Source organism: Rhodospirillaceae bacterium (genome assembly GCA_028819475.1).
Taxonomy (GTDB): domain Bacteria; phylum Pseudomonadota; class Alphaproteobacteria; order Bin65; family Bin65; genus Bin65.
The window spans coordinates 56,941-72,451 of record JAPPLJ010000055.1 but is presented as its reverse complement, the minus strand read 5'-3'; the positions used below and the strand labels follow the sequence as shown (position 1 = coordinate 72,451).

The 15,511-nt window shown below is 67.2% G+C and carries 14 protein-coding genes; 7 read left to right on the top strand and 7 right to left on the bottom strand.

Translation table 11 applies throughout. From position 1 onward, the window contains the following. Positions 1–702: 702 nt before the first annotated feature. Positions 703–1,854 (bottom strand): helix-turn-helix transcriptional regulator, encoded by a 1,152-nt coding sequence (locus tag OXM58_17455; protein ID MDE0150147.1) that lies wholly within the window; start codon positions 1,852–1,854, stop codon positions 703–705. Between the two features lie 399 nt (positions 1,855–2,253). On the opposite strand from OXM58_17455, the gene OXM58_17450 reads away from it, so the two are divergent. After that, positions 2,254–2,814, top strand: a complete 561-nt coding sequence (locus OXM58_17450; GenBank protein MDE0150146.1) for a DUF2889 domain-containing protein — start codon at positions 2,254–2,256, stop codon at positions 2,812–2,814. A gap of 586 nt (positions 2,815–3,400) precedes the next feature. Here OXM58_17450 and OXM58_17445 read toward each other — a convergent pair. Next, positions 3,401–3,679, bottom strand: a complete 279-nt coding sequence (locus tag OXM58_17445; GenBank protein ID MDE0150145.1) for a BolA family transcriptional regulator — start codon at positions 3,677–3,679, stop codon at positions 3,401–3,403. A gap of 148 nt (positions 3,680–3,827) precedes the next feature. Here OXM58_17445 and OXM58_17440 point away from each other — a divergent pair, with 148 nt between their 5' ends. From OXM58_17440 to OXM58_17420, 5 genes are all read left to right on the top strand, one after another. Beyond that, a complete protein-coding gene (locus tag OXM58_17440) occupies positions 3,828–4,775 on the top strand; it encodes a DMT family transporter (protein ID MDE0150144.1) in 948 nt (315 codons plus the stop codon). A gap of 67 nt (positions 4,776–4,842) precedes the next feature. Further along, positions 4,843–5,454, top strand: coding sequence for a DnaJ domain-containing protein (locus OXM58_17435; GenBank protein ID MDE0150143.1), 612 nt, complete (start codon positions 4,843–4,845; stop codon positions 5,452–5,454). Between the two features lie 92 nt (positions 5,455–5,546). After that, on the top strand, positions 5,547–6,524 hold the full coding sequence (gene cobS, locus OXM58_17430) for a cobaltochelatase subunit CobS (protein MDE0150142.1): 978 nt from the start codon (positions 5,547–5,549) through the stop codon (positions 6,522–6,524). Between the two features lie 25 nt (positions 6,525–6,549). Next, on the top strand, positions 6,550–8,409 hold the full coding sequence (gene cobT, locus OXM58_17425) for a cobaltochelatase subunit CobT (protein MDE0150141.1): 1,860 nt from the start codon (positions 6,550–6,552) through the stop codon (positions 8,407–8,409). Between the two features lies 1 nt (position 8,410). After that, positions 8,411–9,766, top strand: coding sequence for an 8-oxoguanine deaminase (locus tag OXM58_17420; GenBank protein ID MDE0150140.1), 1,356 nt, complete (start codon positions 8,411–8,413; stop codon positions 9,764–9,766). Between the two features lie 29 nt (positions 9,767–9,795). On the opposite strand, the gene OXM58_17415 is transcribed toward OXM58_17420, so the two are convergent. Together OXM58_17415 and OXM58_17410 are read right to left on the bottom strand one after the other, a co-directional pair. Next, a complete protein-coding gene (locus OXM58_17415; protein ID MDE0150139.1) occupies positions 9,796–10,404 on the bottom strand; it encodes a hypothetical protein in 609 nt (202 codons plus the stop codon). A gap of 165 nt (positions 10,405–10,569) precedes the next feature. After that, positions 10,570–11,385 (bottom strand): hypothetical protein, encoded by an 816-nt coding sequence (locus tag OXM58_17410; protein ID MDE0150138.1) that lies wholly within the window; start codon positions 11,383–11,385, stop codon positions 10,570–10,572. Positions 11,386–11,673: 288 nt separating this feature from the next. Here OXM58_17410 and OXM58_17405 point away from each other — a divergent pair, with 288 nt between their 5' ends. Beyond that, on the top strand, positions 11,674–12,141 hold the full coding sequence (locus OXM58_17405) for a DNA starvation/stationary phase protection protein (protein MDE0150137.1): 468 nt from the start codon (positions 11,674–11,676) through the stop codon (positions 12,139–12,141). A gap of 1 nt (position 12,142) precedes the next feature. Here the strand turns inward: OXM58_17405 and OXM58_17400 are convergent, their stop codons facing one another. From OXM58_17400 to OXM58_17390, 3 genes are all read right to left on the bottom strand, one after another. Next, positions 12,143–13,723 carry an AMP-binding protein gene (locus tag OXM58_17400; GenBank protein MDE0150136.1) on the bottom strand — a complete coding sequence of 527 codons (1,581 nt, stop codon included), beginning with the start codon at positions 13,721–13,723 and terminating at the stop codon, positions 12,143–12,145. 353 nt (positions 13,724–14,076) lie between these two features. Then, positions 14,077–14,781, bottom strand: coding sequence for an ABC transporter ATP-binding protein (locus OXM58_17395; protein MDE0150135.1), 705 nt, complete (start codon positions 14,779–14,781; stop codon positions 14,077–14,079). Further along, entirely contained in the window at positions 14,781–15,506 is a 726-nt protein-coding gene (locus OXM58_17390; protein ID MDE0150134.1) for an ABC transporter ATP-binding protein, read from the bottom strand. The genes OXM58_17395 and OXM58_17390 overlap by 1 nt, the downstream gene beginning before the upstream one ends. Positions 15,507–15,511: the final 5 nt, after the last annotated feature.

Genomic DNA, 15,511 nt, shown 5'->3' with positions numbered 1-15,511 from the left:
GAATCCTCTTCAGAGGGGGAAGTGGCCGAGCGCAGCGAGGTCGATGGGGGTGTCCCTGCGCCTGTATGACTGTGCCAAGTGTTACGACACCCCCACCTGACCTCCCCCTCTGAAGAGGGGGAGGGATTGCGTCGCGGACCCGAGCGGCCTGTCGCAGGGGAATCCATGGGCCGGGCTCCGCCGGGCCGGTCTTTCAATAAAATTTCCTTTTTTTCGATAATATTCCTTGACACGGCAGGTCCCGCGCCCTATATCGGCTCCGTCAACGCCCGAAGTGCGCCTGCTGCGGCCGGCCGACATCCCCCCAAAGAAAGAAGCAAACGAAGAAACAGCCGGGGGACCGTGCGGGACCCTTCCACCCTTCCCGCTTTGATCCGCCGCCGATCGGTCATCCGATCCGCCGCCCTGTGCGCCATCGGGCTTGACGGCCGGACGTTATCCGCTTCGATCCTCCGGTTCGACCCTCCGATTCCGCCGGGCCATCGCGCCCCCGATCCTGCCCGGCGGCGCCGCCCCCGGTATCGACCGGCGCTCGCGCCCGGCCGGGAGGCAGGAAAATTTCCTATCTGGATTATTTTCTTGCCCTCCCGAACGGCGTCTTTCCAACGATTCCAAAGGGTTAGGGCTGCCGGACGCACAAAAAAAGTAAAAGAAAAAAATTGAACATTCATTCAAAATCCGGGCGCTTTCCGGTGTCCGTCTTCAGCCGCGAACGTCCCGGGCGCCGGCCAGGGACTGCACCAGACGCACCAGGTCCGCCTGCCGCGAGAGGCCGTGCTTGGCGAACATGTGCTTCACATGCGTGCGGATCGTGCTTTCCTTGCGGCCGGTCGCCTTGGCGATCTCTTTGACGCTCATGCCCCGGGCCAGCAGAACCGCCACCCGGCTCTCCGTCCGCGTGAGGCCGAGGGCAGCTGCGGCCGCGGCGGGATCGACACCGGCCCCGCCGGCCGGGTCGACGATCAGGACCAGCGCCGCAACCGGCCACGCCGGGTGGTCCGTCTCCTGCCGGTCCACCGGAATCGCGTGCAGCACCAGCGGCGGCAGCGCGCCCGGGCGTCTCACGATCGTCAAGCCGCCGGCGCCACGAACTCCGAGCGGCGGCAGGGCGCGGCCCAGGATTTTCTGGAGACCGTCATTGTTCCGCCGCGTGCGGGCGAACAGGAACCCGTCTATGTCGAACAGACCGTCGCCGGACCGCAGCAGATCGCGGGCGCGGTCGTTCGCCGCCACGATCCGCCCGCGCGCGTCGAGCTGGACGACGCCGAGGCCGCCGGCCTCGAGCAACTCCGTCAGCGTGGCGCCCAGGGCGCCCGCGCCGGCCAGGGTCTGCCGGACGTGCACGGTCTGGCGGATATGGGGCAGGAGCATCCGGACCGCATCGAGCTGCGCGGACGACCAGCCCTCCCCGTCCACCGGGTCGTTGACCTGCCACATGATGCGCGAGCCGCCGGGCCCGTCCAGGCGCACGTCGATCCCGTTCCCGGCATGGGCGAAGGTCCGCAGGGCGTTGTAGGCCTCCGAGGTCTTGCGCTCTTCGTCGGTGTAGAGCTCGGTGACGGGGATCAGCCGGTTGAAGGGGAGGCGCCGCAGGCGGGGCACCCCTTCATCCACGGGGAGGTAGGTTTCCATCCAGAGGCGCTCCAAGTCCCGGCGCCGTTGTCCGCGCAGACAGGTCCACATCAGGTAGAGCCGGAAGTCCTCGTCCGTCTCCCCGTCGCCGCACGCCAGGGTGCTGCCATGCGTGCCGAGGGCTTCGTCGATCAGCGCGGCGGCGCCCGACCAGTCGGCGGGGTCGAGGGCCGCCTTGTGCAGCGCGGCGAGGATGCGCTCGAACGAACCTTCGACGATCATCGGGGCGTCGCCGGTTGCCGGCGCCGTACCGGCCCTGTGCCCGCCGTTCGCGCCGGCGCTGGACGCCTTCCCTGATTCCGTATTGTCTCTGCGACTTTCGACATTGCTGCTGCCCGCCCGCAGCCGGAGAACCGCCATGCGCGGCACCGGTTCGGGTATGGAATCCTAGGCGGTCGCGCAGCATTTGTATCTCCCCAATATTGGGGAGATTGACGGGAAATTCCCACGGCGCCCCGGAAATCCGGGGCAGGATGGCGGGCTACGGCGCGTGCAGGCGGCGCCATCGGCCCCGCCGGGCCGCCGGTCGCGACAAACTCTACCGTGACGGCCGGTGGGGCCCTGTCGCACAACGGGCGCACAAAAGGCGACCTTCCCGCCCGCAATCCTCCGGAGCCCGCCATGCCGCTTTCCGAACCCGCCTCCCGCGAGCTGCTCCATACCCGCGCGATCGAGATGCGCGGCTATATCCGCGACGACGGGCTGTGGGATATCGAGGGCCATCTCACCGACAACAAGAGCTACGGCTACGACGGCGGCTTCCGCGGCTGGGTCGAGCCGGAGACGCCGGTCCATGACATGTGGATCAGGCTGACGGTCGACGACGGTCTCGTCATCCAGGCCTGCGAGGCTGCGACCGATCTCCACCCCTACGCGGTCTGCCCGGACATCACTCCGTCGTTTGCCGCGCTGGCCGGCATCCGGATCGGCGTCGGCTGGATGCGCGAGGTCCGGCAGCGGGTCGGCGGGCGCAAGGGCTGCACCCATCTCGTCGAGATGCTGGCCCAGCTCGGCACCGTGGCCTTCCAGACCCACGTCGCGAAAAGCCGGGTGAAGGGCCGCCGGAAGCCGGATCCGGACAAGCCCCGGCGCAAGCCGCTCGTGGTCGACACCTGTCACGCGATGGCGAGCGACGGCCCGATCGTCAGGGAACGCTTCCCGGAATTCTACACCGGCGCCTGACCGCCCGACGCCGCCGAAACGCATGGCCTTGCTGCCGCGCCGGCTCTACGGCGCCGCGCGGACCGTGGCTTTCCGGAGGATTCCAGGTCGAGCGGTGACGCGGGAAATTGGGCGGAACTGCACGGTCCGACGGAATGATTTCGTCCATTCCGCAAAATAGATTGTTAAAATATTCAAGATTTCTCAATGAGTTAGATAATTTAATTCAAGTTTTACTCATTTTTGTTTGACAACGTTTTGAAAATCTGTATAAATCACCAGTCGGGCCTGAATGAACACTCATTCAGTCTCATTAGTTTGGTGATTTTGTCTATGGACAGATCGCCGTTGGAACCAACGCCCACAGGGCGTTTTTTCCGTCACTCCTCATCAGCGACTCCAAGGGCGGCCTCACGGCCGCCCCTTTTTTGGGACTATATCCGAGACTATAGATTTGCGGCCCACTGTCGTTCCGATTGCCGCCGCCGTTACCTATTCCTCAGTGCCACCCCGGATGGAGCGAAGCGGAAATCCGGGGTCCAGAGTCGTCCGGCACCACACAGCAATACGGACAATCCTTTTTTGCCGGAGTGAGGAACGTCAGGGGCTACTTGGGGTTCGGAGGGGCCGGCGCGTCCAGCTTGAGCGCCAGCGCGTGGACCGGTCCGGCCAGTTCCTCCGCCAGCGCGTCGTAGACCCGGCGCTGCCGTTCGACCCGGCTCAGGCCGTCGAAGGCCGCCGCGGTCATGAAAACGCGGAAATGCGTCTCCCCGCCCGGGCGCGCCCCGACATGGCCCCTGTGCATATGCGATTCGTCGACCACGTCGAGCGCGGCCGGCGCAAAGGTTTCGGCGAGCTTGGCGCGGATCCTCTCGGCGACGCTCATCGGCGGATCCTCCGCTTGAGACAAACAGGTTGTGGACGGCGGCACCGCCACAGCGGCACAAGTGGCGCCTGTCCGGCCGCCCGGTCAAGACGTTCCGTTCGCCCCGTCCATTCACCGCGGCCCGCCCGCCGCTTCCCTGCCCCGTTATATGACCGACCCTGCTGACACTCCGCCGGCCGACCGGCCGGCCCCCCATTCGGCGGCCGCCGCCTATGGCCTGCTCGGCGTGGTCGTGTGTTTCTGGGGCGTCAACTGGCCGATAATGAAGATCGGCCTGGTCTGGCTGCCGCCCTTCTGGTTCACCTTCCTGCGCCTCGGGCTGGGCGCGGCGACGCTGTTCATCCTGCTTGCGCTGCTGGGACGCCTCAGGGTCCCGCCGCGCCACGACTGGCCGATGATCGCGGTCGTCGGGACGATCCAGATCGGACTGTTCATGACCCTGGTTCACTGGGGCCTGCAATTCGTACCGGCGGGCCGCGCCGCCCTGCTGGCCTATACGACGCCGATCTGGGTCGTGCCCGGCGCCATCCTGTTTCTCGGCGAACGGCTGACCGCGCTGCGCGCGCTCGGCCTGCTGGCGGGCCTGGCGGGCCTCGCGGTGCTGTTCAATCCCATGTCCTTCGACTGGTCCGATGTCCGGGTCGTGATCGGCAACGCAATGCTGCTTGCCAGCGCACTGTGCTGGGCGACGGGAATCGTTGTCGTCAAGCGCCATGTCTGGCGCTGCACGCCGATGGACGCCGTGCCGTGGCAGTTGCTGATCGCCGCGGTGATCGGGCTGGTCATCGCCCTGGCGGGCGACAGCGGCGCCGCGATCGAGTGGAACGCCGGCTCCGTTCTGGTCCTGCTCTACAACGGGTCGCTGGCGACGGCGCTCGCGGTCTGGGCCGTCATTTCGATAAACCGGGCGCTGCCGGCGGTCACGACCTCGCTTGCCATGCTCGGAGTCCCGGCTGGCGGGCTGCTGCTGAGCGCCCTGATACTGGACGAACCCGTGACCGTTTCATTGCTGCTCGGCCTCACGCTGATTGCCGGCGGCGTCGCCATCGTCGCCTGGTCGGATCGAAGGGAAACCCTCACCGCGACCGGGGCCTGACCGCGCCGCCGCCGGGCCGCGGCCTTCCTCTCCTTGTGCCGGGCGAAGCTGCGCGCCATAGTGCAGCATGCGCAAAATCCCGCTCGAAACCTTCGACAATCTCGGCGAATCGCTCGGTTTGCGGAAACCGGCGCCGGGCAGGATCTGCGACCACCCGACCTGTACCGAGGCCGCCGGGCACCGGGCGCCCAAATCGCCGGCCGCGCTCGACGACTACTACTGGTTCTGCTTCCCGCACGCCGCCGAATACAACAAGGCGTGGAACTATTACAAAGGCCTGAGCGAGGAGCAGATCGAGCGCGAAATCCAGCGCGATACCCTGGGCCGCCGGCCGACCTGGCCGCTCGGCATGCGCGTCGGACGCATGGCGGACGGGTTCGACGCCGTCGACGCCACGCTGGGCGAAACGGCCGGATTTATCGGCCCGAACGGCCGGCGCAGGGCGGGATCCGCCGCCGCGCGCCGCGCCCGGGGTACGGCAGAACAGCGCGCGCTCGAGACCTTGCAGTTGACCGGCGCGGCCGATATGACAGAGGTGAAGGCGCGCTACAAGGCGCTCGCCAAGAAATATCACCCCGACGCGAACGATGGCGACGCGGCCGCGGAAAACCGGCTGAAGGCCATCAACGAGGCCTATACGGTTCTGAAGAACAGCCTGGGCGCGCCGCGCGGCCGCTGACGACCGCCCCGCCGCCCCGGCCGGAGCCGACGCCACCAACGAAAGGCGAAACAGTGAGCAACGCCCCCGCCAGCACGGCCGACGCCGCGCCGATGAGCGAGATCGTCGTTTCCGACCCGGACATCAAGGTGCATGTCCGGCAGACCTTCGGACTCGACATCGACTGGGAGGTGCCGGCGTTCAGCCAGCAGGATTCCCACGTCCCGGACATCGACCCCGCCTACTATTTCGATTACGAGACGACGCTCGCGATCCTCGCCGGCTTCGCGCACAACCGGCGGGTCATGATCCAGGGCTATCACGGCACCGGCAAGTCGACCCATATCGAGCAGGTCGCGGCGCGCCTCAACTGGCCGTGCATCCGCATCAACCTGGATAGCCACATCAGCCGGATCGACCTCGTCGGCAAGGATGCCATCGTGCTGCGCGACGGCAAGCAGATCACGGAGTTCCGCGAAGGGATCCTGCCCTGGGCGATCCAGCGGCCGACCGCTCTGGTGTTCGACGAATACGACGCCGGCCGGCCGGACGTCATGTTCGTGATCCAGCGGGTGCTGGAGGTCGAGGGCAAGCTGACCCTGCTCGACCAGAGCCGGGTGATCCGCCCGCACCGCTCGTTCCGCCTGTTCTCGACCTCGAACACGGTCGGCCTCGGCGACACGACCGGCCTGTATCACGGCACCCAGCAGATCAACCAGGGCCAGATGGACCGCTGGTCGATCGTCGGCACGCTGAACTACCTGGAGCACGAGGCGGAGGTGAAGATCGTCCTCGCCAAGGCGCCGGAGTACGACACGAAGGAGGGCAGGGAGAAGATCGGCGCGATGGTGGCGGTCGCCGACCTCAGCCGCTCCGGCTTCATGGCCGGGGACATCTCGACCGTGATGTCGCCGCGGACGGTCATCATGTGGGCGCAGAACGCCACCATCTTCGGCGACCTGGGCTATGCCTTCCGGGTGACATTCCTCAACAAGTGCGACGAGGTCGAGCGCCCGACTATCGCGGAATACTACCAGCGCTGCTTCGGCTCGGAACTGCCGGAGAGCGCGGTCAAGGCGGGGCTGGCCTAGACAGCCGGGATGCGAGCCGGAAGCCGTGCGAGATCCGAACGAACCGCTTGACGTCCTGCTCCAGGTAACCGGCGCGGCGATGCGCGCCATTTCCCGGGAACCGGAGCTCAACGTCACCTTTGCGCAGGACGGACCGCAGGCGTCCGGCCACCAGGTGCGCCTGGCGCCGCCGCCGCGCGACCTGAACTATATCGACGTCTCGGAAATGCGCGGCCACAGCGATTCGATCGCCCTGCGGCTGCGCTATCACGACGAAGAGACCCACATCCGCCGCATGCCGCGCACCGACGTGGCCCGGCAGGTCTACGATTGCGTGGAACGGGCGCGCTGCGAGGCGATCGGCGCGCGCCGGATGGTCGGCCTGCGCGAGAATCTGGCCGCGGCCCACCAGCAGCGCTGCCGGGAGGAAGGCTTCGACCGGATCACCGAGCGCAGCGAAGAGGACCTGCCGGAAGTGCTCGGCTATCTGGCGCGCGAGGCCTTCACGGGCCAGCCGCCGCCGCCGGCCGCGCGCACGATGGTCGATCTCGCGCGCGCCACGCTGGAACGGCAGATCGGCCGCAACCTCGACCGGCTCTCGGACCTGGTCGAGGACCAGGACGAGTTCGCCCGGCTGGTCCGCAAGCTGATCAGCGACCTGCATCTGGAGGACGACGCCCAGCCGTCCGACCGGGATCAGGACAGCGAGGACGACGACGAGCAGGAACAGGGCGGCGGCGAGAGCGACAGCCAGGGCAGCGACGACGGCGACGATTCGGCCGATGCCAGCATTCCGACCGAAGCGATGGAGTCGGACGAGACCGACGACGCCGACGGCACCTCCGACGGCGCCGACGCCGAATACATGTCGGACGAGGGCGACGACGAGCCGGCGGGCCCGAGCCAGGTTCCGCGCCACGACCACAACCTCAACCCGGACGACCGGAACGCCTACCGGGTGTGGTCGACGGCGCATGACGAGGTCATCGCCGCCGAAGATCTGTGCGACCCGGAGGAGCTGGCCCGCCTGCGGCAGAATCTGGACCAGCAACTCCAGCATCTGCAGACCGTCATCGCAAAGCTGGCCAACCGGCTGCAACGCAAGCTGCTCGCCAAGCAGAACCGGTCGTGGGAGTTCGACCTCGAGGAGGGAATCCTGGATACGGCGCGGCTCGACCGGGTTGTCATCAACCCGATGGATCCGCTGTCCTACAAGCAGGAGACCGATATCGAGTTCCGCGACACCATCGTCACCCTGCTGATCGACAATTCGGGCTCGATGCGCGGCCGGCCGATCTCGGTGGCGGCGGTGAGCGCCGACATCCTGGCGCGCACCCTGGAGCGCTGCGCGGTCAAGGTGGAGATTCTCGGCTTCACGACCCGGGCGTGGAAGGGCGGACAGGCGCGCGAGGCGTGGCTCGCAGCCGGCAAGCCGGCCAATCCCGGTCGCCTGAACGATTTGCGCCACATCGTCTACAAGGCGGCCGACGCGCCGTGGCGGCGGGCGCGCAAGAATCTCGGCCTGATGCTGCGCGAGGGCATCCTCAAGGAGAATATCGACGGCGAGGCCCTGCTGTGGGCGCACAACCGGATGATCGGCCGGCCCGAGCGGCGCAAGATCCTGATGGTGATTTCCGACGGTGCGCCGGTCGACGATTCCACCCTGTCGGTCAATCCCGGCAACTATCTGGAGAAGCATCTGCGCGACACGATCCAGTGGATCGAGGCCATGTCGCCGGTGCAGTTGCTCGCCATCGGCATCGGCCACGACGTCACCCGCTACTACCGCAGGGCGGTGACGCTGGTGGATGCCGAACAACTCGGCGGCACCATCATGGACGAGCTGACGGCCTTGTTCGACGAGGATTCTGCGGCGCCGGTACGGACGCGGCGCCGGGCGGCGTAACGTGCCGACCCTGCTGGCCCGCAATGCGCGCGTCCTGGCGGTCATGGACGACGCCGGGACGGAAATTCCCGACGGCGGCCTGTTCTGCCGCGACGGCGTCATCGAGCAGGTCGGGCCGTCCTCCGACCTGCCGCAGACGGCGGACGAAATCATCGACCTGAGCGACCATGTCGTCGTTCCCGGCCTGGTCAACACGCACCACCATCTGTGCCAGAACCTGACCCGGGCGGTGCCGGCCGCGCAGAACGCGCCCTTGTTCGGCTGGTTGCAGACCCTCTATCCGATCTGGCAGCGCATGGGGCCGGACCATATCCGGATCTCCGCCCTGGTCGGGCTGGCGGAGCTGGCGCTTTCCGGCTGCACGACCTCGTCGGACCATCTGTATCTCTTTCCCAACGGCGCGCGGCTGGACGACCAGATCGGCGCGGCGGTGGACCTCGGCTTCCGCTTCCACGCCACCCGCGGCGCCATGAGCATCGGCGAGAGCGAGGGCGGCCTGCCGCCGGACAGCCTGACCGAGGACGAGGACTTCATCCTGAAGGACAGCATCCGGGTCATCGAGAGCTTCCACGATCCGGAGCCGATGGCGATGGTGCGCGTCGCCGTCGCGCCGTGCTCGCCCTTCACCGTGAGCCAGGACCTGATGCGCCAATCGGCCGTCCTCGCCCGGCAATACGGCGTGCGCCTGCACACCCATCTGGCCGAGAATGTCGAGGATATCGACTATTCCCTCGAACGCTTCGGCATGCGGCCGGGGGACTATATCGAGGATGTCGGCTGGGCCGGCGAGGATGTCTGGCACGCCCATTGCGTCCGGCTCGACGAGACCGAGACCGCGCTGTTCGCCCGGACCGGCACCGGCATCGCCCATTGCCCCGGCTCCAACATGCGCCTCGCCAGCGGCATCGCGCCATTGCGCGCCTGGCTCGATGCCGGGGTGAAGGTCGGCCTCGGCGTAGATGGCTCGGCCTCCAACGACGATGCCCATCTGCTGGGCGAGGCGCGGCAGGCCATGCTGCTGCAGCGGGTCAAGGGGAATGCTGCGGAACTCACCGCGCGCGAAGCCCTGCGCGTCGCCACGCGGGGCGGCGCCTCGGTCCTCGGCCGCGACGACATCGGCAGCCTGGAGCCGGGCAGGGCGGCGGATTTCGCGGCCTACGACCTGAACCAGCCGGCAATGGCCGGGGCGGAGTGGGATCCGCTGGCGGCCCTGGTCTTCTGCCGCCCGCCGCGCGCCGCCTGGACCGTCATCGCCGGCAAGCCGGTCGTCCGCGAAGGCCGGATCGCCACGGTCGACATGGCCCAAGCGCTCGCGGAGCACCGCCGGCTGACGCGGGAGCTGATCGACGGGCGGTGAGGGGCCGCCCGGCCGGATCGGCAGGGCTTTCAGGGCGAAAAACGTGCAGCCACGGCGTCCGCGTGGGCGCGAATGTCATCGTCATCGTGGTTTCGCCACCAATCGAGAAGGCGCCGATAGGGGCAGGAAACGAAGATCGCCTCGTCTCCGGCAACCGCGGTGGCGAAACGGCCGATTTCCTGCCGGTGCCGGGCTTTCGCTTCGTTGTTCACGGGATTTCCGCTTTTCGGCCATACGGCCGGCTCGGCATAGATATAAAACAGGACTGGCGTCAGGCCCTTGTAGGCGCCGTCGCTGTGAACTGCGGTCCGAAGCGCGAAGGCGTGTTTGAACAACTGCGCGGCGTCCAGGTGGTTGTACAGCATCGGCTCGCTCCGCAGATAGTCACGGATGCTTTCGTATCCTTTCATGTTTTCGCCCCAGACCGGGTGCCAGTAGGCGTCGCTCAACGAAGGCGCACGCTTCGTCCGGTACGGCTCGAATCGTTTGGACTCGATGCCGATAAGCGCCGACGGAGTCGTCACGAGGCAGTCGAGAACGGGATGCCGCCCGCCGGACCACGGGAAGCGGACAGTCGTTTCGAGATTCAGCGACCGGGCGGGCCAGATTTGGCCTTCGCAACCCGGCAGCGCCGGCAATTCCGACGGTCGCAGGAGAAAGAAACCGAAGGCGTTGGCGGCCAGGGCGGCGGACGATTCCGGACTGTCGAACTTCCCGGACTCGATCTCGTTTCCGGGGGCCGCATTGAAAGTGGCCTCGATCTCCGGTCCCGGAACGCCGGGCAGGAACCGTCCGGTCATCGTCTACCCCGGCCTGTGAAGCTTCGCGCCGATGACCCGCCGCTCGATGTCAACTGCGTGGGCTGCGGGGTCCCGGTCGAGGACTGGGGGACGGCCCTCAAGCCCCAGGGTCAGGTTAGCATCTTCCAGCGCCAAGCATTGAATCTCAATGCCCAGCCTGTCGTTCGAGGCCCGAACGAGGTGGGCGAAAGGAGCCTCCCAATCGCCGGCAGCGTTCCGCGTGCTCCCGGCCATATGCAGCCAGCCGCGCCACCAAGCGCTGTCGGCCAAGATTTGAACGACCGGCGGCTCCTTCACGATCGCCGTCCCGAAGCATTTCTTCGCTTCCGCGGCGATCGCATCGACATTCGCCCAGGCGATCGCCGCATACCGCAACCCCTCCATCAGCGCCAGAACCGGCGTGTCGCCTCGGCCGCTGCCGCGATCCGGTGCGACTTTCACCTCAATGACCATGAGCCGTCCGCGGTCGGTAACGCCAACGAGGTCGATCTTGCCGACCCCATGATCGGATTGCCGGGCGTTGAGAGGAACTTGGTAGTCGAGCAGGCGGAACTCTCCTCCACCGGGTTGAGGCCACGCCACATCAATGTTCCGGAGGGCGATCGCGTAATGCTCCTCCCTCCGGTTGCTCGATTTTCCTGAGGATGTGACGCCGCTGTGCCCAACAAAATAACTCTTGCTTCGGGCGGACCGCTGGGGCGCACTCCCAACGATCTTCTCGTATTCGCGGCAGAGTGCGTTCACGTCGATCCCGGCGATGTAAGCGGCGAGACCGGTCGTTCTTTTCCACTTCTCGTGCAGATAACCGGGATTTGACACAAGGATTCTCCTATCCCTGTCACAGAGAATACCCTTGTTCAGTTCGGTCAGTCAGCCGCCTAACCGACGAAAGCGATCGCCGGATTCGAGAACGATCCGATTTGCGGCGCGCGAAGCTTCGAGCCGCACCGCGGCCTCGGGAAACTCCGGGTAGGAACCCCCCAGTCATGCTAGACACTCGGAGGCCAGACCGTCGCATACTGCGAGAGGCGAACAGGGCTTGAAATGACAACCGCGATACCCATATATCCTTTATCTTAGAACTTTTCTAAATTAGGAGCATCCCCGATGAAGATCGACATCGGCATCGACGACGAAGCGCGCAGGGAGATCGCCGGCGGCCTGTCCCGGCTGCTGGCCGACACCTACACGCTCTACCTGAAGACCCACAATTTCCACTGGAACGTGACGGGCCCGATGTTCAACACACTGCACCTGATGTTCGAGCAGCAATACACCGAGCTCGCGACCGCGGTGGACGAGATCGCCGAGCGCATCCGCGCGCTGGGCGAGCCGGCGCCGGGCAGCTATTCGCAATATGCCGCGCTGAGTTCGATCGGCGAGGAGACCGGCGTGCCGTCGGCGGAGGACATGATCCGGCAGCTCGTGGCGGACCAGGAAGCCGTCGTCCGCACGGCCCGCTCGGTCTTTCCGGCGGCCGAGGCGGCGAGCGACGAGCCGACAGCCGACCTGCTGACCCAGCGCATGCAGGTCCACGAGAAGACCGCCTGGATGCTGCGCAGCATGGTGTCGTAGGTCAGGGTGCCTCCGCCCGTTCAGCCTCCATCGCCTTGAGGCCGAGCTTGTTGATCTTGCCGGGGCCGGTCTTGGGCAGGGCCTCGACGATGCGGACGATCTTGGGCCGCTTGTATTTCGCCAGGTTGGCCTCGGCGTGGCGCAGCAGGTCCTCGACGCCGGCCTTCGCGCCGGGCTGCAGGGCGAGATAGACGCACACGGCCTCGCCAAGGAAATCGTCGGGCACGGCGATGGCGGCGGCTTCGGCGACCGCTGGGTGGCTCATCATCACCTCGTCGACCTCGCGCGGATAGACGTTGAAGCCGCCGACCAGGATCATCTCCTTCTTGCGGTCGACCAGGAACAGGTATCCGTCCTCGTCCAGGTAGCCGACGTCGCCGGTGTAGAGCCAGCCGTCGCGGATCGCCTCGGCGGTCTCTTGCGGCCGGTTGCGGTAGCCGATGGTGAACTGGGGGCCGCGCAGCCGGACTTCGCCGCGCTCGCCGACCGGCATGACCTGCGTACCGGTTTCCAGGTCGACGATCTCGATCCGCGTCTCGGGCGGCACCGCGCCGACCGACATACGCTTCTTGGTCCCGTGGGTCGGGTTCAGGCAGATCGGCGCGCCCTCCGACATGCCGTAGCCTTCCATGATCTCGTTGCCGGTGCGCGCGTGCCAGCGCTCCAGCAGGTCGGCGGGGAGGGGAGAGCCGCCGCCCATGCTGTGGCGCAGCGCGCTGAGGTCGGCGTCGGCGATCGCCTCCGAGCCGAGCAGGCCGAGGAAGATCGCCGCGGGCCCGCCGGCGAAGACGGTGACGCGATGCCGGACCAGTTCGTCGATCACCAGGTCCGGCCGGTATTGCGGCACGATCACCATGGTCGCCCGGATGTAGAGCGGGAACACCAGGGTGAAATCGTGCCCCCAGATATGGAACATCGGCGCGACGTTCAGCACGGTCTCGCCGCCATATTCCAGTTGCCACATGGTGCGGGTCTGGCGGCAGAAGAAATCCAGCGAACGGTGAATATGCTCTGCGCCCTTGGGCAGGCCGGTCGTGCCGCCGGTAAAGAACATCAGGCAGCGGTCCTCGGGCCGCGGCCGCTCCTCCGGTAGCGACAGGCTTTCGTCCGCCGCCCAGGGCCAGATGTCGATGCCGCCGTCGCCGACGGTCAGCACGTCCGGCCCCCCGTCCTCCGGTCCGTCGCCGGCAAGCGCCCGGAGCCGCTCCGCGAAGGGCGGCGAACAGGCGATCGCCGCGGGGTCGACATCGGCGATCAGCCGGCCGAGCTCGCGGTCGGTGTAGCCCGGGTTGAGCGGCGCCGTCTGCATGCGCGCCGCATAGGCGCCCATCAGGGCGACCGCCGTCTCGATCCCGTTGCCCATGACCATCGCGATCCGGTCGCCCGGCGCGTAGCGCCCCGCCAGGTGATGCGCCATGCCGGCGACGGCCCGGCGGTATTCGGCGAAGGTGATCTGCCGGTCCCCGCAGATCAGCGCGATGCGGTCCGGCTCCAGTTCGGCGGCGGCGTCCAGCGCATCGACGACGGTCCGATAGCGCGGGTCGCCCTCGACGTAATCGAAGTGCGGATAGCCGGGTTTCATCGGTGCAGCTCCCTGCGGTTCGGCCCGAATATGCGGCGGCCCCGCCAGGCTTGCCAAGCCCGTCTGCGCCGCCCCTCCCGCAAACACCGCTCGTTCGCCGATGGTCAATATAACCAATTATGCCGCCCCGGACCCCGATCCGGGGCCCAGGGGCCGACCCGCAAGGCGATTGCCTGTGGCTCCTGGTCCCCGGATCTCCGCTGCGCTCCGTCCGGGGTGACAATCGAGGGTGGGTCGAGGTTTGGGGGCCGAACCGCCAGTCCTCTGCCTGTGGCCTCTTCGACAGGCTCGGGGTGGGTTCCCGGTCTCCGGCTTTATAAGGCGCCTGAGAAGCCAACCCCGGCATTCAGGCGCTAAAGCCCCAGATAGGCCTCGCGGACGCGGTCGTCCTGGAGCAGGTCCTCGCCGGGGCCGCTCAGCACGATGCGGCCGTTCTCCAGCACATAGGCGCGGTTCGCCATCTTGAGCGAGACGGCGACATTCTGTTCGACCAGGATGATCGGCGTGCCGTCGGCATTGAGCCGCTCGACGATGCCGAAGACTTCCTGGACGATGGTCGGCGCCAGGCCGAGCGACGGTTCGTCGAACATGATCAGCTCGGGCTGGCCGAGCAGGCAGCGGCCGATCGCCAGCATCTGCTGCTCGCCGCCCGAAAGGGTGCCGGCCTGCTGTTCGGCGCGCTCGAGCAGGATCGGGAACATGGCGAAGACCCGCTCCATGGTCTCCGCACTTTTCCGCCGGCCGCGTTCCAGATAGGCGCCGACCTCCAGATTCTCCCGCACCGTCAGCCCGGCGAAGATCTGGCGGCCCTCGGCAACCTGACCGACGCCGAGGTTGCAGATCCTGTGGCTGGGCCAGCCGGTGATGTCCTCGCCCTTGTAGACGATGGTGCCGGAGCGCGGCTTCTCGATCCCGGCGATGGTGCGGATCAGCGAGCTCTTGCCGGCGCCGTTCGAGCCCACGACCGCGACGATGTCGCCGGCATCGACTTCCAGCGACACGTCGTCGAGCGCCTGGGCGTCGCCGTAGAACAGGTTCAGGCCGCTGATGCTCAGAATCACAGGTCCTGGTCCCCGAGATAGCATTCCAGCACCGCCGGATCGCGCACGATCCGCTCCGGCGCACCTTCGCTGATCTTCTCGCCGTGATGCAGCACGGTGATGTGCTCCGACAGCGCCATCACGGCGCGCATGACATGCTCGATCAGCAGGATGGTGAGCCCGGTATCGTCGCGCAGCCGGCGCAGCGTCGCGACCATGCGGTCGGTCTCCGAGGGCCGCAGGCCGGCCATCACCTCGTCGAGCAGCAGCAGGCGCGGGCCGGTCGCGAGCGCCCTTGCGACCTCCAGGCGCTTGCGGTCGGGCAGGGTCAGGTTGGCGGCGTGCTGGGCGGCCCGGGTATCGAGTTCGAGCATTTCCAGGAAACCGCGCGCCGCCGCCGTGGCTTCCGCGACGGTGCCGGCGCCGTGCAGGGCCGCGACGGTGACATTTTCCAGCACCGTCATCTGGGCGAAAGGCTTGACGATCTGGAAGGTGCGGCCGATCCCGGCATGGCAGATTTCGTCGGGCCGCCGGCCGGTGATGTCGGCGCCGCCCAGCTGGACCGATCCGCTGTCCGGGTGGAACACGCCGGCGATCACGTTGAACAGGGTCGTCTTGCCGGCGCCGTTCGGCCCGATCAGGGCGGCGATTTCGCGCTCCGACACCTCGAAGGAGACGTTGTTCAACGCCAGCAGGCCGCGAAAGCTCTTGCTCACGCCGTCGACCCGGAGCAGCGCAGCCATGCCGC

Coding starts and splice junctions, on each gene's coding strand:
- OXM58_17455 (MDE0150147.1), bottom strand. CDS start 1,854: ATGATCGTCGAAGGTTCGTTCGAGCGCATCCTCGCCGCGCTGCACAAG.
- OXM58_17450 (MDE0150146.1), top strand. CDS start 2,254: ATGCCGCTTTCCGAACCCGCCTCCCGCGAGCTGCTCCATACCCGCGCG.
- OXM58_17445 (MDE0150145.1), bottom strand. CDS start 3,679: ATGAGCGTCGCCGAGAGGATCCGCGCCAAGCTCGCCGAAACCTTTGCG.
- OXM58_17440 (MDE0150144.1), top strand. CDS start 3,828: ATGACCGACCCTGCTGACACTCCGCCGGCCGACCGGCCGGCCCCCCAT.
- OXM58_17435 (MDE0150143.1), top strand. CDS start 4,843: ATGCGCAAAATCCCGCTCGAAACCTTCGACAATCTCGGCGAATCGCTC.
- cobS (MDE0150142.1), top strand. CDS start 5,547: ATGAGCGAGATCGTCGTTTCCGACCCGGACATCAAGGTGCATGTCCGG.
- OXM58_17405 (MDE0150137.1), top strand. CDS start 11,674: ATGAAGATCGACATCGGCATCGACGACGAAGCGCGCAGGGAGATCGCC.
- OXM58_17400 (MDE0150136.1), bottom strand. CDS start 13,723: ATGAAACCCGGCTATCCGCACTTCGATTACGTCGAGGGCGACCCGCGC.
- OXM58_17390 (MDE0150134.1), bottom strand. CDS start 15,506: ATGGCTGCGCTGCTCCGGGTCGACGGCGTGAGCAAGAGCTTTCGCGGC.